This window comes from Panacagrimonas sp., assembly GCF_965216805.1.
Classification (GTDB): domain Bacteria; phylum Pseudomonadota; class Gammaproteobacteria; order Nevskiales; family Nevskiaceae; genus Panacagrimonas.
Genome location: NZ_CBDCGN010000003.1, coordinates 16,658 through 39,885 on the forward strand (window position 1 = coordinate 16,658; position 23,228 = coordinate 39,885).

19 protein-coding genes and 1 tRNA gene are annotated in these 23,228 nt (G+C 67.3%); 10 read left to right on the plus strand and 10 right to left on the minus strand.

Going from position 1 to position 23,228, the window contains the following annotated elements; translation table 11 throughout:
- Positions 1-172 precede the first annotated feature (172 nt).
- From ACOOHP_RS13405 to ACOOHP_RS13420, 4 genes are all read right to left on the minus strand, one after another.
- Positions 173-2,929 (minus strand): protein kinase domain-containing protein, encoded by a 2,757-nt coding sequence (locus ACOOHP_RS13405; protein ID WP_420466997.1) that lies wholly within the window; start codon positions 2,927-2,929, stop codon positions 173-175.
- A 52-nt stretch (positions 2,930-2,981) separates the two neighbouring features.
- Complete coding sequence (gene purL / locus ACOOHP_RS13410; protein ID WP_420466998.1) at positions 2,982-6,845, minus strand: phosphoribosylformylglycinamidine synthase; 3,864 nt, start codon at positions 6,843-6,845, stop codon at positions 2,982-2,984.
- A gap of 72 nt (positions 6,846-6,917) precedes the next feature.
- Positions 6,918-7,682: an MBL fold metallo-hydrolase gene (locus ACOOHP_RS13415; RefSeq protein WP_420466999.1), complete on the minus strand. Its 765-nt coding sequence runs from the start codon at positions 7,680-7,682 to the stop codon at positions 6,918-6,920.
- A 7-nt stretch (positions 7,683-7,689) separates the two neighbouring features.
- Positions 7,690-8,019 carry a DUF1820 family protein gene (locus ACOOHP_RS13420; RefSeq protein ID WP_420467000.1) on the minus strand — a complete coding sequence of 110 codons (330 nt, stop codon included), beginning with the start codon at positions 8,017-8,019 and terminating at the stop codon, positions 7,690-7,692.
- A gap of 155 nt (positions 8,020-8,174) precedes the next feature.
- On the opposite strand from ACOOHP_RS13420, the gene ACOOHP_RS13425 reads away from it, so the two are divergent.
- Positions 8,175-9,194, plus strand: a complete 1,020-nt coding sequence (locus ACOOHP_RS13425; RefSeq protein WP_420467001.1) for a diguanylate cyclase domain-containing protein — start codon at positions 8,175-8,177, stop codon at positions 9,192-9,194.
- 16 nt (positions 9,195-9,210) lie between these two features.
- On the opposite strand, the gene ACOOHP_RS13430 is transcribed toward ACOOHP_RS13425, so the two are convergent.
- Positions 9,211-10,101, minus strand: a complete 891-nt coding sequence (locus tag ACOOHP_RS13430; protein ID WP_420467002.1) for a DMT family transporter — start codon at positions 10,099-10,101, stop codon at positions 9,211-9,213.
- Between the two features lie 131 nt (positions 10,102-10,232).
- Between ACOOHP_RS13430 and ACOOHP_RS13435 the strand changes: the two genes are divergently transcribed.
- On the plus strand, positions 10,233-10,688 hold the full coding sequence (locus ACOOHP_RS13435) for an HIT domain-containing protein (protein ID WP_420467003.1): 456 nt from the start codon (positions 10,233-10,235) through the stop codon (positions 10,686-10,688).
- An 87-nt stretch (positions 10,689-10,775) separates the two neighbouring features.
- The gene (locus tag ACOOHP_RS13440; RefSeq protein WP_420468711.1) at positions 10,776-11,609 is read left to right on the plus strand and encodes an SDR family oxidoreductase; all 834 of its coding nucleotides are present in this window, start codon (positions 10,776-10,778) and stop codon (positions 11,607-11,609) included.
- 96 nt (positions 11,610-11,705) lie between these two features.
- Here the strand turns inward: ACOOHP_RS13440 and ACOOHP_RS13445 are convergent, their stop codons facing one another.
- From ACOOHP_RS13445 to ACOOHP_RS13460, 4 genes are all read right to left on the minus strand, one after another.
- Positions 11,706-12,176: a hypothetical protein gene (locus ACOOHP_RS13445; RefSeq protein WP_420467004.1), complete on the minus strand. Its 471-nt coding sequence runs from the start codon at positions 12,174-12,176 to the stop codon at positions 11,706-11,708.
- Positions 12,177-12,351: 175 nt separating this feature from the next.
- A complete protein-coding gene (locus ACOOHP_RS13450) occupies positions 12,352-14,214 on the minus strand; it encodes an AMP-dependent synthetase/ligase (protein WP_420467005.1) in 1,863 nt (620 codons plus the stop codon).
- Between the two features lie 4 nt (positions 14,215-14,218).
- Complete coding sequence (locus ACOOHP_RS13455; protein WP_420467006.1) at positions 14,219-16,006, minus strand: M61 family metallopeptidase; 1,788 nt, start codon at positions 16,004-16,006, stop codon at positions 14,219-14,221.
- An 87-nt stretch (positions 16,007-16,093) separates the two neighbouring features.
- Positions 16,094-16,657 carry a thioredoxin family protein gene (locus tag ACOOHP_RS13460; RefSeq protein ID WP_420467007.1) on the minus strand — a complete coding sequence of 188 codons (564 nt, stop codon included), beginning with the start codon at positions 16,655-16,657 and terminating at the stop codon, positions 16,094-16,096.
- A gap of 87 nt (positions 16,658-16,744) precedes the next feature.
- Between ACOOHP_RS13460 and ACOOHP_RS13465 the strand changes: the two genes are divergently transcribed.
- Positions 16,745-17,632, plus strand: coding sequence for an alpha/beta fold hydrolase (locus ACOOHP_RS13465; RefSeq protein ID WP_420467008.1), 888 nt, complete (start codon positions 16,745-16,747; stop codon positions 17,630-17,632).
- A 115-nt stretch (positions 17,633-17,747) separates the two neighbouring features.
- Positions 17,748-18,308, plus strand: coding sequence for a glycine zipper 2TM domain-containing protein (locus tag ACOOHP_RS13470; RefSeq protein WP_420467009.1), 561 nt, complete (start codon positions 17,748-17,750; stop codon positions 18,306-18,308).
- A gap of 792 nt (positions 18,309-19,100) precedes the next feature.
- Here the strand turns inward: ACOOHP_RS13470 and ACOOHP_RS13475 are convergent.
- A tRNA-Gly gene (locus tag ACOOHP_RS13475) sits at positions 19,101-19,174 on the minus strand.
- A gap of 204 nt (positions 19,175-19,378) precedes the next feature.
- Between ACOOHP_RS13475 and thiS the strand changes: the two genes are divergently transcribed.
- The 5 genes from thiS to ACOOHP_RS13500 all read left to right on the plus strand — a co-directional run bounded on the left by thiS (position 19,379) and on the right by ACOOHP_RS13500 (position 23,171).
- On the plus strand, positions 19,379-19,579 hold the full coding sequence (gene thiS, locus ACOOHP_RS13480; RefSeq protein WP_420467010.1) for a sulfur carrier protein ThiS: 201 nt from the start codon (positions 19,379-19,381) through the stop codon (positions 19,577-19,579).
- An 84-nt stretch (positions 19,580-19,663) separates the two neighbouring features.
- Positions 19,664-20,434: a thiazole synthase gene (locus ACOOHP_RS13485; protein ID WP_420468712.1), complete on the plus strand. Its 771-nt coding sequence runs from the start codon at positions 19,664-19,666 to the stop codon at positions 20,432-20,434.
- Positions 20,424-21,188 (plus strand): tRNA (guanosine(46)-N7)-methyltransferase TrmB, encoded by a 765-nt coding sequence (trmB, locus tag ACOOHP_RS13490; protein WP_420467011.1) that lies wholly within the window; start codon positions 20,424-20,426, stop codon positions 21,186-21,188. Before ACOOHP_RS13485 ends, trmB begins: the two co-directional genes overlap by 11 nt.
- A 35-nt stretch (positions 21,189-21,223) precedes the next feature.
- Positions 21,224-22,111: a phosphoribulokinase gene (locus ACOOHP_RS13495; protein WP_420467012.1), complete on the plus strand. Its 888-nt coding sequence runs from the start codon at positions 21,224-21,226 to the stop codon at positions 22,109-22,111.
- 31 nt (positions 22,112-22,142) lie between these two features.
- A complete protein-coding gene (locus ACOOHP_RS13500; protein ID WP_420467013.1) occupies positions 22,143-23,171 on the plus strand; it encodes an NADP(H)-dependent aldo-keto reductase in 1,029 nt (342 codons plus the stop codon).
- The last annotated feature ends 57 nt before the right edge of the window (positions 23,172-23,228 follow it).

Here is a 23,228-nt window from a genome sequence, read left to right on the forward strand (position 1 = left end):
CGGATTTCTCACGGCGCCCCGGGAGGCGAACTCCGCTGCTTGCGCGTAGCCCGGTTCGCCGCGGGCGAGCCGGGAATCAAGGGAGGGGAAAAACCCCCGGCTCGCCGCAACGGTTGGCCTTACGTGGGGGCGCCCTGGTGGCACTCTCACGCTGGGACCGCGGCGAACCGGGCTACTTCTCCGCCCTTGCCAGCGCCTGCACGGCCATCCGGGTGTAGCGGTCATCGTCGCCGCGGGCGGCGCGCAGAATGGCGATGCCCTCGCGCAGCATCTGCTGCCCGGCCTCGGACTGGCCGTGCTGGAGCTGCCATTCGCCGCGCAGCGCCAGGATGTGGCCGAGATACCACTGGCCATCGGTGAGCAGGCGTCGGGCCTGGCGCTCGGCAGTTTCCAGCACTGCGCCACGGCGTGCCTGTTGGTCCTGGGCGTTCAGCGCCTGGGCCAGGGTCAGGTCGTAGCGCAGGGCGATGACTTGATCGTCGAGTCCCTCGGTGCTGACCTGTCGGCGAACGTCTTGTGTCAGCGCAACGGCCTCGGCCGCGCGACCCTGGGCGATCAGAACGCGACTCAGGCCGGCCAGGGCATTGCCGGTGGTGACGTTGTTCAGTCCAATCCTGTGCCGCCGCCATTCCCAGCTCGCGCGAGAGATGGTTTCGGCCTCGTCCAGCGCGCCGCGTGCGATCAGCGCCCGCGCCAGGTGGATCTGCGAGATGACGTAGAAGTCATGATCCTGACCGACGGTCTGGGTGAAGCTGGCCGCCACTTCCCGCAGCATTTTCTCGGCGCGGGCCGGATCGCCTCCGTCCAGCACGGCCCAGGCCCAGAACATCTTGGCTTCGACCGCGCGCGGGTGATCGGCGCCGAGCTGCCGGCTCATCAGGCGATGGGCTTCGGCCAGCAAGGGTTCCATGCCCTGGCTGCGCTCGAACACCAGGGACATGGTGGCGCGAATCCAGATCAGGCGTGCCGTGACCGGATGATCCTTGCCCAGCACCCGCCGCGCCTGTTCCATCAGCGGGTGCAGCCGCTGGCCGCAGTCGACGAACCACACGCTGCCGGCGCCGACCTCGCACTGACCGTAGATTTCCGACCAGGCACCTTCGAACCACAACGGCGATTCACGGCGCCCGGCCTGTTCTTCGGCGGCCTTGATGGCCTGCCCGACCGGCAGCACATCGGCAAAACGATGGACGATGCGATACGAGTCGCGCAGGGCGATCCGCGCCGACTGGGTTTCTGGATGCGCATCCCCCAGTTCGCGCGCCATGACCTCGATGGCCGGCACCAGATTGGCCTCGGCCTTGTCGATCACGGCCAGCGCCCCGTAGGCGCTGCCGATGGTGCGTTGCAGGTGGGCGCGCACCAGCGGGCGATCAGAAAAACGCTGCTGCAAGGGACGCTCGGCAGCGTCGAGCAGATCGCGCACGCGCAGATCGCCGCTGCCCTGGGCGCGTGGATTGGCGAAGGCGAGCAGGTCGTCGGTCAGAAAGCTGACCACGGCCTGGGTGGTCCGGGCTTCTTCCTGGGCGTGGTCGCGCGCCCGCCGCGCATCCAGATACAGCATGGCGGTGATGACGGAGCCCAGGGTCAGCGTGATGATCAGCGCCAGCAACAGGCCGCGCCGTGCCTGCGCCCGCTCCAGCGTGCGGCGATCTGCCTCGGCCTGCACTTGCAGAGCGGCCTGTCGGGCACGTTCCGCGCGTCGCGCATCCAGGGTCGTCAGTCGCTCCGCGAGCTGATTGGCATCGCCGAGTCGAAGCGCGGGATCGCCGTGGGTGGCGGCGGCAATGTCTTCGCGCAGCAGGGGGTCTTCAATCTGCGACTCCCAGCCGGTGGCCAGCACGCGCCGGAAATCACCGACCACGAGCTGGAACAGGACAATGCCCAGCGCATAGACATCCGACCGCACCGTGGGCGCGCGGCCCTGGAACAGTTCGGGTGCCTGGTACAGCGGCGTGCCGCCGGAGTCGGCGGATGGCGACTCGGCGCTGGTGAATCCCAGGCGCGTGATGCTGAGCTGGTCGAGTCGATCCGCTTCCATCATGTCGCCAGCGCCGAAATCGCAGAGCTGCACGCGCGGTGCGCCGCTGGCGTCGACGGCGATCAGCACATTGCCGGGCTTGATGTCCTTGTGCAGCACGCCGGCCGAGTGCGCGGCTGCCGCTGCGCGGGCGCACTGCGCTGCCAGATCCACACGGACGTCCATGGACAGGCTTGAGACGTCGCCCTGGGCTTCGCACCATTCCTGCAGATTGCCGCCCGGAATGAAGGCCGATTCCAGGAAGAACGGCGGCGCTTCCAGATTCCAGGCCAGGATGGGCGTGAAGGGAGCCGACTCGCCAAGCGTCTCCAGCAGCACGCGGTTGAGCGTGATCTCGCGCTTGAGCAGGGCCAGTTCGCTGGCGTCGCGAGCAAACTTGAATACCCGTTGCTCCTCGCGGTCCTCCAGTTGCACCAGCCAGACCTCGGCCTGTCCGCGATCCGCCAGGGGCCGCAGCAGACGTGCCTGCGGCCGGTTCGGCACCATGTTGTCCGGCACCAGACCCAACTGATCGCCGCGCGGCTTCTGCACCGCCAGGCGCTCCACGCGCACCTCGGCACTCAGGCGATAGCCATAGCGCGGCACCGTGCGCACCAGCTCCTGGCCGGCGTCGCCCAGCGCGGTCCGCAACTTGGCCACGCAGTTGGTGATGACGCCGTCGGTCACGATGCGCCCCGGCCACAGCGCGTCGAGGATTTCCTCGCGGGTGACCACTTCGCCGCTGCGGCGCAGCAGGTACATCAGCAGTTGCAGCGGCTTGGGTTCAAGGTCGATCGGCACGCCGTCGACCACCAATTGCAAGCTGCGCTCGTCCAGGGTGATGTCACCAAACGACCAGCGCAACGCCGCGGCCTCAGTCACTGCCGTGGGGCTCTTGGACGAAGCCATGTTGTTCGAACGGTCTCCTTATTGTTTTGCCAACCACATCGTACCGACCCTCTCAGCTCACCCAGCGCCTGGCGTTTTCGAACAGGCGGAACCACGGGGTGAGCTGCAGGTCCGGCGACGGCCACCAGGAGCCGGTGACGCCGTGAATCGTACGCTCCGGGTGCGGCATCATCGCGGTGATGCGGCCGTCGGCGTTACAGATTGCGGTGACGCCGCGCGGCGAACCGTTGGGATTGGCCGGATAGCGCGCAGCCACCGCACCGTGATGATCCAGATAACGCATGCCGATCTGCGCACCGGCCTGCAGCGCGTCCAGGTCGGACGCGTTGGCGCATTCCACCCGGCCTTCGCCGTGCGCCACCGCGATCGGCATGCGCGAACCGGCCATGCCGGCGAGCAGGACGGATCTGGATTCCAGCACCTCCACCATCGACCAACGCGCCTCGAATTGTTCTGAAGCATTGCGGCGGAACATCGGCCAGCGCTGCGCACCCGGTATCAGTTCCTGCAAGGCCGCCAACATCTGGCAACCGTTGCAGACGCCCAGCGCGAACTTGGCGGTGTCGGCGAAAAACGCCTGGAACACGTCGCGACCGCGCGCATTGAACAGGATGGTCTTGGCCCAGCCCTGCCCGGCACCCAGTACGTCGCCGTACGAAAAACCACCGCAGGCCACGAGCCCCTGGAAGTCGGCGAGCGCGACTCGACCTTCGAGTACGTCGGACATGTGCACGTCCACCGACTCGAAGCCGGCGGCATGGAAGGCCCAGGCCATCTCCGCCTGGCCGTTGACGCCCTGCTCTCGCAGGATCGCCACGCGCGGCCGCTGAGCCAGATGTGCCGACGCGCCAACGGTGGGGGTGAAGCTGAGCGACACGCTCAGGCCCGGATCGTCCTGCGCACCCGCGGTTTCGAATTCCTGGTCGGCGCAATCGGGGTTGTCGCGCAATCGCGCGATGCGATGACTGGTTTCGGCCCAGGTCCGGTACAGACCTTCGCGCGGTTGGTTAAACAGCGTACGGCCGTCGTGCACGAACACCACGCGATCGTCGCTGCGCAGCGTGCCGACCGCTTGCGCACTCAGCCCGGCGGCGCGCGCCTGCTCCAGCAGCGCGACGCTGTCGGCCGTGCGCACCTGCACCAGCAAGCCCAGCTCTTCGGCAAACAGCGCACGCATATCGAGCGTGGACACTTCGATGCCGCAATGCCCGGCGAAAGCCATCTCGCACAGCGAGGCGAACGCGCCGCCGTCGGAACGGTCGTGGCAGGCGAGCACACGACCCTGCGCGCTCCAGTCCTGCAGCAGTTCGAACACCGATTTGAGCAACGCAGGGTCGTCCAGATCCGGTGGCGTATCGCCGACTTCGCCGTGGACCTGCGCCAGGATCGAGCCACCCAGGCGGTTGCGGCCACGACCGAGATCGATCAGCAACACGCGGCTGTCGCCGGCATCGGTGCGCAGTTGCGGCGTCAGAGTCGCGCGCACGTCCAGCACCGGCGCAAACGCGGTGACGATCAGCGACAGCGGCGCGGTCTGGATCACCTCCCGACCCTGGTGCTGCCACACCGACTTCATCGACAGCGAATCTTTGCCCACCGGAATGCAGATGCCGAGCTGCGGACACAGCTCGGCGCCCACCGCCTTGACCGCATCGAACAGGCGCGCGTCTTCATCGTTCTGGCCGCAGGCCGCCATCCAGTTGGCGGACAGGCGCACGTCGGACAACTTGCCGATGCGAGCCGAGGCGATGTTGGTGATCGCCTCGCCGACCGCCATGCGTCCGGATGCCGGCGCATCGAGCAGTGCCAGCACCGGGCGCTCGCCCATGCTCATGGCTTCACCGGAGACGGCTTCGAAACCGGTGGCAGTCACCGCGCAGTCCGCCACCGGGACCTGCCAGGGGCCGACCATCTGGTCGCGCACGGTGAGACCGCCGACCGTGCGGTCGCCGATGGTGATCAGAAACTGCTTGCTGGCCACCGCGGGATGTCGCAACACGCGCAGCGCGGCATCGGTGAAATCCCGGGGCAGCTCGAACGCATCGAAGCGCGTCGCGTCGCGTTGGGTGTGGCGATGCATGCGCGGCGGCTTGCCCAGCAGCACCGGCATGGGCATGTCCACCGGGCGACTGCCATCGGCATCCTCCACGATCAACCGGGGTTCGGCGGTGGCGGTCCCTACCACTGCCATCGGGCAGCGTTCCCGAGCACACAGCTCGCGCAGCACGTCCACGCCTGAGGGCGACACTGCGAGCACGTAACGCTCCTGCGACTCGTTGCACCAGATCTCCATCGGCGACAGCGCGGGATCGGCGCTGAGCACATCGCGTAACCTGAAGTGACCGCCGCGCCCGTCCGTGTGCACCAGTTCCGGCAAGGCGTTGGAGATGCCGCCAGCGCCGACGTCGTGTATCGACAGAATGGGGTTGTGCTGGCCCAGCGCCCAGCACGCATCCACGACTTCCTGGCAGCGCCGCTCCAGTTCCGGGTTGGCACGCTGCACCGAGGCGAAGTCCAGTTCCACGCTGGACGCGCCGGTGGCCATGGAGCTGGCGGCGCCCCCGCCCAGGCCGATCAGCATGGCGGGGCCGCCCAGGACAATCAGCTGCGCGCCGTCGACCACCGCGCATTTCTCCACCAGCGAGGCGCGGATGTTGCCGTAACCACCGGCAATCATGATGGGCTTGTGATACCCGCGATTGCGCTCCTGGCCGTTCGATTCCCGCACCACCGCCTCGTAGGTACGGAAATATCCGGCCAGGTTGGGGCGCCCGAATTCGTTGTTGTAGGCGGCAGCGCCGATGGGCGCTTCCAGCATGATCTGCAGCGCGCTGGCCATGCGCTCGGGGCGCGTGGTCGGCGTTTCCCAAGGCTGCTCGAAGCCGGGGATGCGCAGATTGGCCACCGAGAACCCGCACAGGCCGGCCTTGGGCTTGCCGCCACGACCGGTGGCCGCCTCGTCGCGGATTTCACCGCCAGCGCCGGTGGCGGCGCCAGGGTGCGGAGAAATGCCGGTGGGATGATTGTGCGTCTCTACCTTCATCAGGATGGCGACATGCTCGCGATGCTCGCGCCAGATGCCGGTCCCCGACGCCGAGCCGGATCCGGGTTCCGGGAACCAGCGCATGGCTTCGGCGCCTTCGATCACCGCAGCGTTGTCCTTGTAGGCCGACAACACGCCGTCCGCGCTGGCCTTGTAGGACTCCTGGATCATCTGGAACAGCGACAGCGGCTGCGCCACGCCGTCCACGCTGAACTCGGCATTGAAAATCTTGTGCCGGCAATGCTCCGAGTTGACCTGCGCGAACATCATCAACTCGGCATCGCTGGGGTCCTGCTGCGAGCGTCGCGCGTGCTCGACCAGGTAATCGATCTCCTCGTCGGACAGGGCAAGGCCCCAATCGCGGTTGGCGGCCAGCAGGGCTTCGCGCCCGCCGGCCTGCACCGGCACACGGCGCAGCGGTCGCCGGCGCTGGGTATCGAACAGGTGCGGCAGTTGCGCCGGATCGGTGAGCACCGATTCCATCATCGGGTCGTGCAGCTCTGCCAACGCCGCGGCACCGAGTGCCTGTACCCCTTGCGGGATGACCACTCGCGCCAGTTCCACACGCCGCACCCCGGTTATTCCGCAGACGCGGGCAATGTCGGTGGCTTTGCTGCTCCAGGGCGAAACCGTGCCCAGCCGCGGCACCACGAAGACCCGCGCCGGAGCGTCCGGCAACGCTTCCGGGCCCTCGCCCAACAGGCGCCGCAGCGCCGCACGGTCCACTTCGGCGTCGTCGAGGGTCTGTACCAGAAAAAATTCCTGCACGAGCAGATCGTCCAGGCCGGGCGCGTGCGCTTGCAGGCGATCGACGAGACGGGCGATGCGGAACGCGGACAGGCGCGCGGCCGAAGGAACGACGTGGACGGTCATGGAACGCGGGGAATAGGCGCGCGGGAGGGCGGACGCAATTTTACCGGTCAGCCGCAGTCGGCGTCGTACCGGTCAGCCGATCTCGCGCCAGGCCGATGCCTGATCCTGGTCGGCGCAGACACACCAGGCCGGATCGTCCTGCAAGGCTTCGCAGGCCGCCTCGCGCGCCAGCGCCGGGGTGTTGTTCTTTTCCGACAGGTGGGTCAGCGCCAGGAACTGCAAACGCGCCCGCGGCAACTGCTGCAGCAGATCTGCGGCCTGGGCGTTGGACAGGTGCCCCCAATCGCCACCGACACGGCGCTTGAGGCTCTCGGGGTAAGGACCGCGGGCGAGCATGCCGGTGTCGTGGTTGCACTCCAGCAGCAGGGCGTCGCAGGCAGCCAGGGTGCGAACGATATGCGGGGTGACGCGCCCGAGATCGGACAGGATGCCAAGGCGCCGGCCGGCCTGCGCCAGTACGAACTGGCAGGGTTCGCGCGCGTCGTGCGGCACCGGGAAGGGCTGCACCTCGAGGTCGCCGATCCGGAACGGCTCGTGCGGGGAGATTTTCTCCAGGCGGCAACCGTCCCAATCGCTGCGCGCGCTGGCGGTACCCGGCGTCAGGTATACGGTCAGCCCGTAGGCGCGTGCCAGACGCGCCACACCGCCGATGTGATCGCCGTGCTCGTGCGTGACCAGCACGCCGTCGAGGCTGGCGAGATCGAAATCCAGACCCGCGGCCCGCGCCTGCAGCTCGCGCAGCGCAAATCCGCAATCCACCAGCACCCGGGCGCCGCCGGAGCGCACCACTGTGGCGTTGCCGCGACTGCCGCTGCCGAGCAGCGCGAACTGGAGCACGGGCACCTCAGCTCTTGGTCTCGTTACCGCCGTAAATCATCGGAAACGGCAGCACCTTGTCGCCGCCCGCCGTAATCCGTGCAGAGCCCTGCTTGCTGACCTCGTCGATGCGGATCACGGCGTGCAAGGGCACGTAGAAGCGCTCCACGTTCTCGAACTCGGCCTTGAGCTTTTCCTCGGTGGGGTCCACCACCAGCACGCTTTTTTCGCCGAACAGCAGCTTTTCCACCTCCACGAAACCCGGCATACCGCCATGACTGACGTTGCGGGCGTACATCTCGTAGACCTTGCCTTGATTGTGGAAGCTGATGCGATACGTACGGGTGCGGGTGGACATCGGCGGCGGGCGGTTCCGGTAGAGACGCCGTTGGATTATCGAAGCCCACGGGTTGAGCGCGCAATTCGGCGCGGTGCCGGCGCGCGCGATAAGCGTCGACGACCGGCGGCAGCGGGATAAGATGCAGCGTGGTGGTACCCATACGAGGGATGCCGATGAATGCAGCCCCAGATCGCGATGACGTGGACGAAGTCGGCGACGGCCTGCCCGGATGGGCGCAGGTACTGGGCCTGCAACGCGACCGCGTCCAGGGACATGAATTCGACCCGCTGATGCGGCTGCTGGCGACGGCCAGCGGACGCCCGTTGTGCGCGCTGTGGGTGGTCGACGGGCTGCGCAACGAATTCGTCGCCGTACATGGTCTGCAGGACTGCGACATTCCCGCCGACAGCCGCCTGGCGGAGCTGACCTTGCAACGCGGTCGCGTGCTGGAGGTGGACGCCGCCGCCCCCACTCAGTCCGGCCAGCTCGATCCCCTGATGATGGCGCTGCAGCTCACTCATTTTGCTGCGCTGACCGTCTACGGCCCCCGTCGGCAGCCGGTCGGCCTGCTGTGCGCCATGGCGCGCGATGGGCGAGCGAGCGCAGCGCAGGACCGGCGCCTGCACGATGCGCTGCACGATGCCCGCGAAGTGCTGGAAACCCAGTTGTGCCTGCGCGCCGATGCGCTGCACGACCCCATCAGCGGTGCCATGGCGCGGCGGCCGTTTGTCGAACTCGCGGACCGCGAGTGGCGTCGCGCCATGCGCGGCCTGCATGCCATCGGCGTGGTGGTGGCGGTCCTGGACCGCTTCGATGCGCTGATCGCCGAAGGGCAGGCCGCGGTCGACCGCGGCCTGCGCGCGGCGGTGCTGGCCATGGAGTATTCGGTCCATCGTCCGGGCGACGTGGTGTGCCGCTACGATTCGCAACGTTTCGTGCTGATGCTGCCCGGCACCGACCGCAAAGGCGCGACATCGACGGCCGAACGCGTTCGGCAAGCGCTGGAAGCCTTGCGCGTACCGCTGCAGGCGGGCGGCACCCTGACCCTCAGCGCCGCTGTGCACCTGGTGGCGACCGAGGCGCTGTCGCGAGGCAACCTGGCCCGCGCGGTCGAAACCGCCAGCAAGGCCTTGCGCATCGCGCAGACCGACGGCGCCAATCGCTGGGTTCTGGCCGGCGAAACACCGGCTTGATCGCCGTCAATCGCGCTCAACGACGTCCCAGCTGCGTCATCAGAATGCCGACAGCGATCAACGCAGCACCCACCAGATGGCTGGCCAGCAAGCGTTCGCCGATGAACAGCGCCGCCAGGGCCGTGCCGAACACCGGCATCAGGTGCAGATACTGTCCGGCGCGGTTGGCGCCGATCAGCTCCACCGCGCGGTTGAAGAACAGATACGACAGCAGCGACGGAAAAATCCCGACGTAGACGATTGCACCGAGGGTCGCGGCGTCGATCGGCATCGTGCGCACCTGCGCGTCTTCCCACAGATAGACCGGCAGCAGCATCAGGGCGCCAAGCGCGAAGGTGGCGGCCAGAAAACTCAATGGATGTACCTGCGGCCGTCGCCGCAGCAGCACCGAATAGATTGCATAGGACAGCACCGCCAGCGCCACCCAGGCGTCCCCCGGCACCAGGGCCAGATGCAGCAACAGGTCCAGCGAGCCGCGCGCGACGATCACCGCCACCCCGGCCAGCGAGGCCACGATACCCACGACCTGCAGCGCCCGCACCCGCTCCCGGAACAGCAGCCACGATCCGATCAGGATCAGCACCGGCATGGTGGACTGCATGAGCACCGCGTTGACCACGGTGGTGGTGTTGAGGCCGTGATAGACCAGCGCGTTGAACGAGGCCACCCCCAGTGCCGCCAGCAGCATCACCAGCCAGCGGTTCTGCCATAACGCCGGCCAGTCGCGACGCAGATACGGCCAGGCAAACCCGAGCACGATCAGGAAAGCCAGCACCCATCGCCAGAACGACAGGGCCACCGGCGCCAGATGCTCGTGCAAGGCACGGCCCAGAACGAAATTCCCTGACCAGAACAGGGTAGCCAGACTGAGCAGCAGTGAGGGCGCAGCCCATAATCGTGAAATCATGGCGCGAATACTGGCGGGGAACGGGCCGGCGCGCATCCCGGCAGGCGCCTAGCGCGCGATGTAGCGGACACATTTGCCCATTGCGCCGTTTGGTGGCTAGGTTCGGTGGTGTTCCAGCAAGGGCGCACCCCATGACATCCGCCGCATTCGCGCTGCATCCGCAACTGGCCGCCGACACGCTGGCCCTGGCCGAAATGCCCCTGTGCCGGCTGCTGTTGATGAACGATGCGCGCTATCCCTGGTGCATCCTGGTGCCGCGGCGGCCGGCGGTAAGCGAAATCCACGAGCTGTCACCGGCCGACCGGCAGGCGCTGCTGGAGGAGTCGGTGCAGCTTGGCCGCGCTCTGATGAGCGCCTTTGACGGGCACAAGCTCAACGTGGCGGCGCTTGGCAACGTGGTGCCGCAGTTGCACGTCCATCACATCGTGCGCTTTGAAGCCGATGCGGCCTGGCCGGCGCCCGTGTGGGGGCGGCATCCACCGCTGGCCTACCCGCCGGACGCGCAACGGGAATTCGTGCGGCGTCTGCGCCCGCGGCTGCCGGACCTGGACTGGCAGCCATTCGCGACGACTGACCCTGGCGCCTGAGGCCCGCCCGTGGGGCGGTCATGGCGCCGCGGGTTCGATTCCCGATAATGCCCGACCTGCGTCGAGCCAATCCGGAGACCGGCCATGATCCACACCGTATCGGGCAGAAAAATCCTCATCACCGGCGCCGCCATGGGCATGGGCAGGCTCTACGCCCAGTTCGCGGTCCGCGAAGGCGCCGCCGCGGTGATCCTGTGGGACATCAATGAAACCGAGCTGCAGAAAACCGCGGAAGAACTGCGCGGTTTCGGCGGCCAGGTGCATCCCTATGTGGTCGACGTTGCCGATCTGGACGCCATCACCGAGGCCGCAGCCAAGGTGAAAGCCGAGGTCGGCAATCCGGACATCGTGATCAACAACGCCGGTGTGGTGCGCGGCAAGCTGTTCTGGGAACACGATGCGCGCAAGGACATTGCCTTCACGATGTCGATCAATGCACTGGCGCCCATGTACATCGCCCGCGAATTCCTGCCGGCGATGATCGACAACCGCGGCAGCGAAAGCCGCATCGTCAATATCGCCTCGGCCGCAGGCCTGGTGTCCAACCCGCGCATGAGCGTGTACTGCGCCTCCAAGTGGAGCTGCACCGGCTGGAGCGACTCGGTGCGCCTGGAACTGGAACATTGCGGCCACGACCACGTGAAGGTCACCACGGTCAATCCGAGCTACATCAGCACCGGCATGTTCGAAGGCGCCAAATCCATGCTGCTCACACCGATCCTGACGCCCGAATACGTCACCGAGCGGGTGTGGGCGGCCATGAAGAGCGGCCGCAAACGCCTGGTGCTGCCCTGGACGGTGTATCTGTCCAATGCGCTCAAGGGCGTGCTGCCGCTGGTGATCTACGACTGGCTGGCGCTGCACGTCATGGGCATCTACAAGTCCATGAGCGACTTCAAGGGCCGCTCCGGCCAGGCCTGAGGCCGCCCGCGCCGCCAAAAGTCCGCCGGCCTGCTGGGTCCGGCGGGCTGTTTGGTTGATCGAGCCCCAGGCGAGGCCCGTTACGTCAACGAAGCCTCAATTCAGGGGCAATGCCAGCAGCGGCTTGACCGCCACGCCGACGTTGGTGTGCCCTTCGCCATCGTTATTGGTCAGCGCCAGCACCAGAGCGCCGATGCCGGGCGCGGTAAAGGTATTGGTTCCGGTCAGTGGCAGCGCCGGGCCCAGAGCCGGAAGTTGCACGCCAAGCTGTACATCCCCCGCCGGCAGCCCGGGCAGCGCATCCACCGACACCGGCAGGCTGCCGAGCGCCAGCGTCAAGCCGACCAGCGAATGACCCGCTCCATCGTTGTTCTTCAGCGCCAGGGCCAGGCCGCCGAGCGTGCCGAGCGGAATCTTGGCGATTCCGGTTCCAGGCAGGGCAGCATTGCCGAGCACGGGGCCAAGAATCGCCAGATTGACCCCGCCGGAAGGGCCGGCCGAGGCCACAGACGCGCTGGCGAGCAATACAGGCGCTGCAAGCAGTGCAGCAAGGCGAACATTCTTCATTGAACAAGACCTTGAAAGAGGAGGAAGGAACTGCCTCTGTATTCTTGATCATCTTTGACGCCAAAACAAGTAAAATGGCTCATTTATTGCATTAAATACCGCATCGCAACAAATAACGTGAAAGTTTGGTGCGTGGCGCCCCGAGAGCGGGCACGAGACCGGCTCGGCAAGCACTTCAGGGTGCGACGATGGCGTTGCAAGACGCGTCGGTGGCCGGCACCGACCAATGCCCGCGATACAGTCGATCGATCTCCGTCGCCAGCGCCCTCGTGATCTGCCCGCGCCGCAGCTTGTGCGTCGCCGTCAGCAGGCCGTTGGCCTGAGTCCAGGGGTGTTCGATCAGCGCGACGCGCACGATCCAATGGTTGCGCGGCGCATCCAGCAGCGCCGTCTGACAACGAAGCAGCAGAGCTTCTTCGATGAGCTGCCGCGCGGCGGCGCTATCGTCGCCGTCGTTGAGCCCCAGCTCTGCGCGCAGCATGGCGAGCGGGCCCGACTGCGGCACGATCAGCGCGGTCAGAAATGGCCTGGCTTCGCCCACCACCATCACCTGATCGATCTGTGACAGTTCGCGCAACCGACTTTCGATCTGCGAAGGCGACACTTTTTCGCCGGTGGCGGTGATCAGCAGTTCCTTGATTCGCCCGGTCAGGTAGATGCGGTCGGTGTCCAGGCGGCTGACCTTGTCGCCGGTGCGCAGCCACCCCGCCTCGTCCAGGCAGGTACGGGTCGCCTCGGGATCGCGCCAGTAGCCCAGCATCACCGACGGCCCGCGCAACAACAGCTCGCCACTGGCCTCGATCCGGGTCTCCACCCCGGCCAGCGGGGTGCCGCAACTGGCCGGATCGCTGTCGCCGACACGGTCCACGCTCACCACCGGCCCGGCCTCGGTCAGGCCGTAGCCCTGCAACAGAGGCACCCCAAGGGCGGTGAATACGCGCCCGATTTGCGGCGACAGCGCAGCCCCGCCCGAGACCGCGAGGCGCAGGCGTCCGCCCAGGCGCTGCTGCAGCCCTCGCGAGAAGCGCCGCACCCAGGCGGCGGGAAGCAGGCGACTGCCGAGCGAACCGCCCTGCCCCCCGTGCCGAGCGGCCCAGCCGGCGTCAACCGTCAGGCGCAACAGCGCGCGCCGCGTCGGCGAGGCAGCGTCGATTTCCTGCATCCAGCCACCGTACAGACGCTCGAACACCCGCGGCACGCCGACCAGCACCGTAGGCTGTTGCGAGCACAGGTCGTCGACCAGACTGGAAGCGCCGCGCCCGAACACCAGGCTGGCGCCAGCCAACGCCGACCCATAGACGCAGACGGTGCGGCCGAACAGGTGCGCCAGCGGCAGATGGGTACAGAGCCGATCCTCGCTGTGCAGGTCCAGTGCCGCCACCGTGGCGGCGGCGTTGGACAAGAGATTGCGGTGCGACAGCATCACCGCCTTGGGCACCCCGGTCGCACCGGAGGTGTAAACCAGCGTGGCGAGATCGTGCGGGGCCACTTCCGCTGCCGGCGCACGCGTTGCGTCGACCGGCGCGTCGGACGGCAGCGCCCGCACCCGCCGGTCGTGCGTCAGCAGCGATCCGCGCAAGGGCACCACGCAGCGCAGGGCCGGCAGACGCGCGCGCTCGGAGATGGCCGTCCAAGTGGCCAGATCGCGGGTGAACAGACAGCGCGCATCGCAGTCCGCAAGCAGGGTGGCGGCACCCGCCGGGGTTTCGTCTGCAAACAAAGCCACGGTCACCAGGCCCAGGCGTTGAATCGCCCAATCCGCGGCGACCCAGTCCGGGCCGTTGGGCAATTGCACCGCCACACGATCGCCCGCCCGCAGGCCCGCCGCCTGAAGCGCGGCGCCGAACCGTGCCGAGCGCCGCGCCAGTTCGCTCCAGCTCAGCGCAAACCAGGTCTGGCGCCGGGCATCGAAGTAGACACAGGCTTGTGCGTGCGGCGCGACGTGCAGGCGCGCGTCAAACAGCGCAGCCAGACCGCCCTGGAGGGCGGCGTGGTCCAACGCCGGGTTGACCAGCGGGGTGATGCTCAAGGGATTCATCGGATCAGGCGCCGAGCCAGGAGCGGCGACGCTCGGCAGCTTGTCCTTCCACTTCGGCCAGGGTGTACGCCCAGGTGTCGAGCGGCGGTTTCTGCGGGACGAGCGCGGTTTCGAACAGCTCGTCGCCGCGAAAGAAATGCACGGCCACCGGCACACCGGGGTTCATCGCTTCCAGCCGGCGATTCCACTGCGGCGCCGTCAGCTTGAGTCCGTCCAGGGCGATCAACTGGTCGCCCGGCGACAGGCCGGCTTCCTGTGCCGGTCCGTCGTCCAGCACGTAGGCAAGCTGGGTGTCGCCGGGCTTGAAACGCATGCCCACCCAGGGCAGCGCCCCGCGCGCCAGGGTGCGGCCGCCGTCGTCGATGGCCGAGCTGCAGGCGCGCGGCTCGGCGCGCACGCCAAAGTCGTCCAGCAGTTCGACCAGCGGCAGTTCTTCGGTAGAGCGCAGCAAGCGATCGAAAAAGGCGCGCAGGTCCAGGCCCGACAATTCGCCGGCCAGGGCCTCCAGTCCGCCTTCGGGCACGCCCTGACCGGTCACGCCGTAGCGTCGCCAAAGCTCGCGCATCACCTCGTCCAGCGTGATGGCGCTGTCGCGCCGCAACCGCAGATCCAGGCACAGCGCCGCCAGGGCGCCCTTGACGTAGTAGTTGGTGCTGGCGTTGGGCGCGTTCTCATCGGGTTGATAGAACTTGATCCAGGTCTCGAAGCTGGCATCGGCCAGGCTGTGCCGACGGCGCGAGGGATTGCGCTGCAGGCGGGTGGCGTGCTCGGCCAGGATGTCGAGATAGACCGGCGCATCGATCAGGCCGGCGCGCAGCAGAAAGAGATCGTCGTAGTACGACGTGACGCCCTCGTAGTGCCAGAGGTCGCGGGTATAGGCCTCGCGGCTCAGATCGGACTCGGCGAAGCGCAGCGCGGTGATGCGCTTGACGTTCCACAGATGGAAATACTCGTGGCTGCACAGCCCGAGGAAAGTCCGATAGTCCTTGCCGACCGCACTGTCGCCGGGTTTGGGCAGATCACCGCGCGAACACACCAGTGCGGTGCTGGAACGATGCTCCAGTCCGCCGTAGCCGGCCCCCACCACATGGGTCAGAAACAGATAACGATCGAGTTGCGGTTCGCCGCCGAAAAGCTCGCGCTCGACCTTGCAGATGCGGGTCAGGTCCTGCGTAATCCGCTCCGGATCGGTGGTGTAACGGCCCGACAGCACCAACTCGTGAACGATGCCGTCGACTTCGAACTTCGTGCGGCTGAGATTGCCGAGTTCGAAGGGATGGTCGATCAGCTCTTCGTAATCTGCGCTGCGGTAGCGCCCGAATCCGTCGGCATCGACCTCGACGGCCGTCATCGACGTCGCCACTTTCCAGTCGGCGCACTGCCGATGCAGCGGCCGCTCGATACGCAGCTCGGCCGCCAGCTCACGGGCGCAGTCAGCAGCGTAAAACAACGAACTGCCGTTGAAGAAACCGCGCCGGGTGTCGAGAAACGCCTTGCGCACCGAGGCGTCGAACGCGAAGACCGCGTACTCCAGCCGCACCGGGCCGGTGCCGGCTGGCAAGCGGAACGAAGACTTGTCCAGGCGCTCGAATCCGATCTCCTGGCCGTCGCGCCAGGCCCGCAGGCCTTCGACATGCTTGGCCATGTCGCGCACCAGATAGCTACCGCGTATCCACGCCGGCAGGCGGAACACCAGCGGCTGCGACGGCGCCCCGGCCCAGTCGACCTTCACGGCGAAGCGATGATGCGCCGGATTGCCGGGCCTGACGGTGTAGTGCAGCGCTGCGGTCACGGGACGGTCGGAAATTCGAACGGACCGCAGTGTAAGGAGGATTCCGTCACGTCGCTATCGCACTGCAACATTTTTACCAGCGCCCGATCAGGACGCCTTACGCCACTTGATGTTGCACCCCACGCTGGGGAGCTGGTCGGCGGCGGGCGCGCGGCCCGTCACCACCGACTCCAGCGCCGCGCGCAGATCGGCGCCGTTGAGCGGCTGGCCGTTGCCGGGCGTGGAGGCGTCCAGGCGACCGCGATACGCCAGCCGCAAGTCGGCATCGAACAGGTAGAAGTCGGGCGTACAGGCGGCGGCGTAGGCGGCGGCGGCCGATTGCTCGGCGTCGTACAGATAGGGAAACGTGTAGCCTAATTGCTGCGCCGCGATGGCCATGCGATCCGGCGCATCGTCGGGGTAAGCGTTCGCATCATTGGACGAGATGGCGACCATGCCGACACCGCGACCGGCATAGTCGCGAGCCACCCGGACCAGTTCTGGATTGACGTGCTTGACGTAGGGACAGTGATTGCAGATGAACATCACCAGGGTCGCCACCGGCCCCCGAACATCGGCTAGCGACAGCTGCCCTCCACTCGCCGGTTCGGACAGCGTGAACTCGGGCGCAGGCGTGCCCAAGGGCAACATCTTGGAAGGGGTCAGGGCCATGGTCGATCTTGCTCGCGAACTCGAAACCGGGGGGCAGCTTACGAAGCGCCCCGGCGCGCACTCAAGCGCGCAGTCGGCTGGCGCCCCGTGATCCCGCTCGAAAACTGGCGTCGCAAGGGCCAGTGGTTCGAACACCGCGGGCATCCGATCTTCTACATCGATGAGCAGCGCGGCCCGGGACCTGCACTGCTGCTGATTCACGGCTTTCCCACCGCCAGCTGGGATTTCAGCGACATATGGCCGCTGATCGCGCCGCGATTCGGCCGCGTGATCGCGCCGGACATGATCGGCTTCGGCTTCTCTGCCAAGCCGCCGGCCTACCCCTACGATCTGGTCGACCAGGCCGACCTGCACGAACACCTGCTGGCCCGCCTGCGGGTCAACGAAGTGCACCTGCTGGTACACGACTACGGCGTGAGCGTGGCGCAGGAGCTGCTGGCGCGACATCTGGCCCGCAAGCCGCCGCGCCTGGAACTGCAATCGGTCGCCTTGCTCAATGGCGGCCTGTTTCCCGAGACTCATCGGGCCAGACTGGTGCAGAAGCTGTTGCTGGGCCCGGCAGGACCGCTGATCTCGCGTCTCAACAACCCGCAGCGCTTCGCGCGCAGCCTGTCCGCCGTGTTCGGCCCGCACACCCAACCCAGCGCGGCGCAACTCGATGCGTTCTGGAAACTGATGAAGGAGAACGGCGGCCATCGGCTCGGTCACCGCTTGATTCGTTACATCCTGGACCGCCGTCGCAACCGTGACCGCTGGGTATCCGCACTACAAGAAACCCCTGTGCCGCTGCGCCTGATCAACGGCCCGCAAGATCCAGTGTCCGGCGCGCACATGGTGCAACGCTATCGCGAGCTCGTCCCCAGACCGGACGTCATCAGCCTGGAGGGCATCGGCCACTATCCGCAGGTCGAGGCCCCCGAGGCCGTCGCCGAGGCTTTTCTGACCTTCGTGGACGCTCACGCCCCGCCCGCGTAAGCGCGACGCGAACGGGTCAGGCCCGGTTCAGTCGACGGACTCAACATGCGCAGCCACAATGGTCGCCTGACCGTCAGGAACGGGACCGTTCAAGTCCATCAATTGGGAGATCGTCATGGTTCGCTCACCTGTTATCGCCGTTGGATTCGTGTTTGCGTTGATGCTGTCGGCCTGCGCGCCGCCGCAGGACGATCCGCAGGCCACGGAAGAGGAGGCTGCCGCCGAGGAATTGCTCGAAGAGGCCGCCGCTGAAGAAGAGCAGGCCCCTGCCCCGGCGCCCAAGCCCAGACCGCAGCAGGCGGCCTCGCCGGCACCGGCAGCCGCCCCTGCGCCGCCGCCGGTGTGCAACGACTGCGGCACCGTGGCTTCGATCGAGGCGGTGAAGGAGAAGGGCGCCGGCAGCGGCGCCGGTGCCGTGATGGGCGCCATCGCCGGCGGCGTTATCGGTCACCAGTTCGGCAGCGGCCGCGGCAATGACCTGGCCACTGCGGCGGGGGCCATCGCCGGCGGCTTCGGCGGGCACGAGGCCGAAAAGCGCATCCGCGCGACCAGTTACTACAGCATCGGTGTGCGCATGGACAACGGCGGTTACCAGACCGTCAACGTGCCCGACCCTGCCGGCATCACCGTCGGCACACCAGTTCGCGTGGTGGGCGGCAACATCCAGGTGCGGTAGCCAGATGCGATAGCGGCGTACCCGCGGCGCTGCGGTTCTCAGCGGCGCCAGACTCGATGCAACCGGCCCCGGGACCTCCCGGGGCCGGTTTCGTCTGGGGGTAGAGACGCGCTGCCGCCCAAGCGCAATAGCCGCCGGCCCAATCCGCTCGCGGGCAGAAACGCCGCCGGCACCGCGGTGGCTTCACGCTGCCACGGCGCGAAGCGGGATCGCGCGTTACGCGCCGGGTCGCCGCCGGGGAGCGGGCCAAGCCCAGGCCCAGACCCATCAGCCGCTCCCAGCGCACCGCTGAAGTGGGGTCCGACATTGCCAGTGCTGCTGCCTCGCGCAAGCGCTCCCAGCGCGCTCGCGGTCGCCGCAGTTCGCACGCGGCCTCCACCACGCGCGCGGTCTGCGCCAATGGCGAGCGGACGCGACGCACGAGGCTCTCCAGCGTCGCCGTCTCTGGCGCGGCCGGCGGTGGCAGACGCAGGCGGCCAAGCAGCTTGCGGGGCAGCGACCCAAGCAGCAAGCGAGGTTGCGGCACCACCACGCGCTCGACCGGAGCGCGCGTCCAGCGAGCGACCCATGGCACTTGGGCGATCAGCCGCCGCGGTAGGCTGCGGGCCGCTCCCGGCCTCGCGCCGCCCGCAACGTCGCGCGTCCCGCCTTTCGGCCCGGTGCGCGAGGCCCGGTGGGTTCGGAAACCATTCGTTCCAGGTCTGGGCGGGCGAGCCATGCGCCGTAGAGCCCGCGGTCGGAATCGAACCGGGCGGAGTAGGGGTTCGCAAGGGCCGGCGTTACCGCCGGAATTGGAGCGGGTGATGGGAATCGAACCCACGTCAGTGGCTTGGGAAGCCACCGCTTTACCATTAAGCTACACCCGCGTCGCTGCATGCTAACCCGGCCCGCGCCCTGCTGGGCAAGCCCGCAGGCGCACCGAGCAAACGCGAGTTTAGAGTACCCGGATGTCGCGGCACCTCGGACCGCCGCTTGGGGCCGCGACCGCGCGCAAACTACACTTCAGGCTACCGCAGTTCGCCGCAGAAGAGCGTCGTATGCGGCGCCAGGCATCGCCGACGTCCTTTCCTATGCAGCTGATCGTCAACGGCTCAACCCTCGACCTTCCCGATTCGTCCCGCATCGCGGACGTGATCGAGCGGCTGGGCCTGGGCGCGCGCCGCACCGCGGTGGAGATCAACGGCGCCATCGTGCCGCGCTCGCTGCACGCCGATACGGTTTTGCGCGATGGCGATCGCGTAGAAATCGTACAAGCAATCGGCGGTGGCTGAGACGTTCGCGGGGGCTGTTTCGTCGCGCGCCATTCCTTTCGTCAACGCAACACACCGAGAACCATCGTGTCCGAATCCGAGGATATGCTGACCATTGCCAGCAGGTCGTTTCGCTCGCGCCTGCTGGTGGGAACCGGCAAATACGCATCGCTGCAGCAGACTGGCCGAGCCATCGCGGCCAGCGGCGCCGAGATCGTCACCGTGGCGATCCGGCGCAGCAACATCGGCCAGAACCCCGGCGAACCGAATCTGCTGGACGTGATTCCGCCGGACCGCTACACCCTGCTGCCCAACACCGCCGGCTGCTACACGGCGGAAGAGGCCGTGCGCACCTGCCGTCTGGCGCGCGAGCTACTGGACGACCACCGGCTGGTCAAGCTGGAAGTGCTGGGCGATCCCAAGACCCTGTACCCCGACGTCACCGCGACACTGGATGCCGCGCGCACCCTGGTCGCGGAAGGTTTCGAGGTGATGGTGTACTGCACCGACGATCCGATCCTGTGCAAACGCCTGGAGGAGATCGGCTGCGTGGCCGTCATGCCGTTGGCTGCGCCGATCGGCTCGGGGCTGGGCATTCAGAACCGATACAACATCCTCACCATTGTCGAAAACGCCCGGGTACCGATCATCGTCGATGCCGGGGTGGGCACCGCCAGCGATGCCGCGATCGCGATGGAACTGGGCTGCGACGGCGTGCTGATGAACACCGCCATCGCGGAAGCACAACGCCCGGAACTGATGGCCAGCGCCATGCGACACGCCATCGTCGCCGGGCGCGAGGCATTCCGCGCCGGGCGTATGTCGCGGCGGCGTTATGCGTCGGCCTCCTCGCCGGTGGACGGCCTTGTCGGCTGAGCCCGGAGACCTGCCGTGCGACGAGGCATCCGTCGCACCGCCACGGCGCATTCGCAGCTTCGTGCGGCGCGAGGGCAGGCTCACCGAAGGCCAGCGCGATGCGCTGCAGCGGCTGGCGCCGCAGTTCTCGCTCGATCGGCTTAGCGGCTCGCTGGATCTCCCCGATCTGTTCGGCCGCGTGGCGCCGGTGTGCTTCGAGATCGGCTTTGGCAGCGGCACCGCGCTGTTGGCTCGCGCGCAAGCGCAAGCGGAGCGCAATCACCTCGGCATCGAAGTGCACCGCCCGGGCGTCGGCCGCGTGTTGATCGAGATCGAGCGGCTGGGTCTGCGTAACGTCCGGGTGATGACGCGCGATGCGGTGGAGGTGCTGCGCGAACAGATTGCGCCGGTTGCGCTGGCCGAACTGGTGATCGAATTTCCCGATCCCTGGCACAAGACGCGGCATCACAAGCGTCGCCTGATCCAGCCGGACTTCGTTCGGCTGGCTTGTTCGCGACTGGCGCCGGGCGGCTTCCTGCGCCTGGCTACCGACTGGGCCCACTACGCCGAGCAGATGCGCGAAGTCTGCAATGCCGAGCCACAGCTGCAGAACGTAGCGGCGGACGGTGGTTTCGTGCCGCGCCCGGACGCGCGCCCGGTAACGCGCTTCGAGGCCCGCGGCGAGCGCCTGGGACACGCCGTGTTCGATCTGGCCTACCGGCGCACGCAAACCGCCGCAGTCGACGCGCCCGGCCCCGGCGTGATACACGAGTAGCCCTTCTTCGGCCCGTCGTCGGCACGACCGTCCCGATGTCCGCAACCCATCCCATCATCGGCGTGACCGGCTCTTCCGGCGCCGGCACCAGCTCGGCGATGGCCGTGCTCAAGGGGCTGTTCGCCGGCCTGGGGCTGACACCCGCCATCGTCGAAGGCGATGCGTTTCATGCGTACGACCGCGACGGCAACCGGAAGGCCATCGAACGCGCGCACATCCGCGGCGAGAACTTTTCCCTGTTCGGCCCCGCCGGCAATCACCTGGACCGGCTCGAAGCGCTGCTGCGCGAATACGGCGAAACCGGAACCGGTGTTTTTCGCCACTACCTGCACACCGAGGCCGAGGCCCGCGCGGCCGGTCAATCCGCCGGCACCTTCACCCCCTGGCAGCCGTTGCCGCAGGGCACCGACGTGCTGTTCTATGAAGGCCTGCATGGCGGCTACGTCGGCGAAGACGCCGACATTCACCGCCACATGGATCTGCTGATCGGCGTGGTTCCGGTGATCAACCTGGAATGGATCCAGAAGATACGGCGCGATACCGAAGAGCGCGGCCACCACCCGGAAGACGTGATGCGCACCATCCTGCGCCGCATCCCCGACTACGTGACCTATATCACCCCGCAGTTCTCGCGCACCGACGTCAATTTCCAGCGCGTGCCGCTGGTGGACACTTCCAATCCTTTCACGGTACGCGACATCCCCAAGCCCGAAGAGAGCCTGGTGGTCATCCATTTCAACGAGCACAGCCGCTTGCGTGCCGACATCGACGAGCTGGGCGACGCCATCGACGGCGCCTACACGCCCAATGCGCACAGCCTGGTCGTCCCCGGCCCGCAGATGGAAGCGGCGATGGAACTGATTCTCGCCCCGGCCATCGAAGCGCTGGCCGAAACCCGTCGTCGCCTGTTAGCAGGCGCATAACCGAACCGCCCGCACCACACAAACTTCAGACATGCAGACACGCAAACTCGGATCGACCGGACTCGACGTCAGCCTCATCTGCCTGGGCACCATGACCTGGGGCCAGCAGAACACCGAGGCCGATGCTCACGAGCAGATGGACTACGCCGTCAGCCAGGGCGTCAATTTCTTCGACACCGCGGAGATGTATCCGGTACCGCCGAAAGCCGACACGCAAGGACTGACCGAAAAATACATCGGCACCTGGTTCAAGAAATCCGGTCGGCGCCACGACATCGTGCTCGCCACCAAGGTCACCGGGCCCGGCATGGCCTACCTTCGCGGCGGCACGCGGCTGGACCGCAAATCGGTGATCGAGGCCTGCAACGACAACCTCAAGCGCCTGCAGACCGACTACATCGACCTCTACCAGGTACACTGGCCGGAACGCCCCACCAATTACTTCGGCAAGCTCGGCTACCAACACACCGCGAGCCCCAGCACGCCGGTCGAGGAGACGCTCGGCGCGCTGGACGAACTGGTCAAACAGGGCAAGGTGCGCCACGTCGGCGTCTCCAACGAAACGCCCTGGGGTGTGCAGGAGTACCTGCGCGCATCCCGAGAGCAAAACCTGGCGCGCATTGCCACCATCCAGAATCCCTACAGCCTGCTCAACCGCAGCTTCGAGATCGGCCTGGCAGAATTCGCCCATCGCGAGAACGTGGGCTTGCTGGCCTACTCGCCGATGGCGTTTGGCGTACTCAGCGGCAAGTATCTCAATGGCGCGCGCCCCGCCGACGGCCGCGTGACCCTCTTCGCGCGCTTCTCGCGCTACAGCAACGAGCAGGCCGACGCTGCCACCGCGTGCTACGTGGAGCTGGCCAAGGCGCATGGGCTGGATCCCGCGCAGATGGCCTTGGCCTTCGTGAACTCGCGTCCGTTCGTGCACAGCAACATTATTGGCGCCACCACCATGGCTCAACTGCGCTCGAACATCGAGTCGCATCGTATTGAACTGAGCAAGGAAGTGCTGGAAGGCATCGAGCAGATCCACCGGCGCTACACCATTCCCTGCCCCTGAGCGGTCCGATGGGCGGTCTTGAACCGACCGCAGCGGCGGCGTAGAACCAGGGTATCT

What these genes read in the sequence shown, in the direction of transcription:
- ACOOHP_RS13405 (WP_420466997.1), bottom strand. Translation starts at nt 2,929, where the DNA reads ATGGCTTCGTCCAAGAGCCCCACGGCAGTGACTGAGGCCGCGGCGTTG.
- purL (WP_420466998.1), bottom strand. Translation starts at nt 6,845, where the DNA reads ATGACCGTCCACGTCGTTCCTTCGGCCGCGCGCCTGTCCGCGTTCCGC.
- ACOOHP_RS13420 (WP_420467000.1), bottom strand. Translation starts at nt 8,019, where the DNA reads ATGTCCACCCGCACCCGTACGTATCGCATCAGCTTCCACAATCAAGGC.
- ACOOHP_RS13425 (WP_420467001.1), top strand. Translation starts at nt 8,175, where the DNA reads ATGAATGCAGCCCCAGATCGCGATGACGTGGACGAAGTCGGCGACGGC.
- ACOOHP_RS13430 (WP_420467002.1), bottom strand. Translation starts at nt 10,101, where the DNA reads ATGATTTCACGATTATGGGCTGCGCCCTCACTGCTGCTCAGTCTGGCT.
- ACOOHP_RS13435 (WP_420467003.1), top strand. Translation starts at nt 10,233, where the DNA reads ATGACATCCGCCGCATTCGCGCTGCATCCGCAACTGGCCGCCGACACG.
- ACOOHP_RS13445 (WP_420467004.1), bottom strand. Translation starts at nt 12,176, where the DNA reads ATGAAGAATGTTCGCCTTGCTGCACTGCTTGCAGCGCCTGTATTGCTC.
- ACOOHP_RS13450 (WP_420467005.1), bottom strand. Translation starts at nt 14,214, where the DNA reads ATGAATCCCTTGAGCATCACCCCGCTGGTCAACCCGGCGTTGGACCAC.
- ACOOHP_RS13460 (WP_420467007.1), bottom strand. Translation starts at nt 16,657, where the DNA reads ATGGCCCTGACCCCTTCCAAGATGTTGCCCTTGGGCACGCCTGCGCCC.
- ACOOHP_RS13470 (WP_420467009.1), top strand. Translation starts at nt 17,748, where the DNA reads ATGGTTCGCTCACCTGTTATCGCCGTTGGATTCGTGTTTGCGTTGATG.
- thiS (WP_420467010.1), top strand. Translation starts at nt 19,379, where the DNA reads ATGCAGCTGATCGTCAACGGCTCAACCCTCGACCTTCCCGATTCGTCC.
- ACOOHP_RS13485 (WP_420468712.1), top strand. Translation starts at nt 19,664, where the DNA reads ATGCTGACCATTGCCAGCAGGTCGTTTCGCTCGCGCCTGCTGGTGGGA.
- ACOOHP_RS13495 (WP_420467012.1), top strand. Translation starts at nt 21,224, where the DNA reads ATGTCCGCAACCCATCCCATCATCGGCGTGACCGGCTCTTCCGGCGCC.
- ACOOHP_RS13500 (WP_420467013.1), top strand. Translation starts at nt 22,143, where the DNA reads ATGCAGACACGCAAACTCGGATCGACCGGACTCGACGTCAGCCTCATC.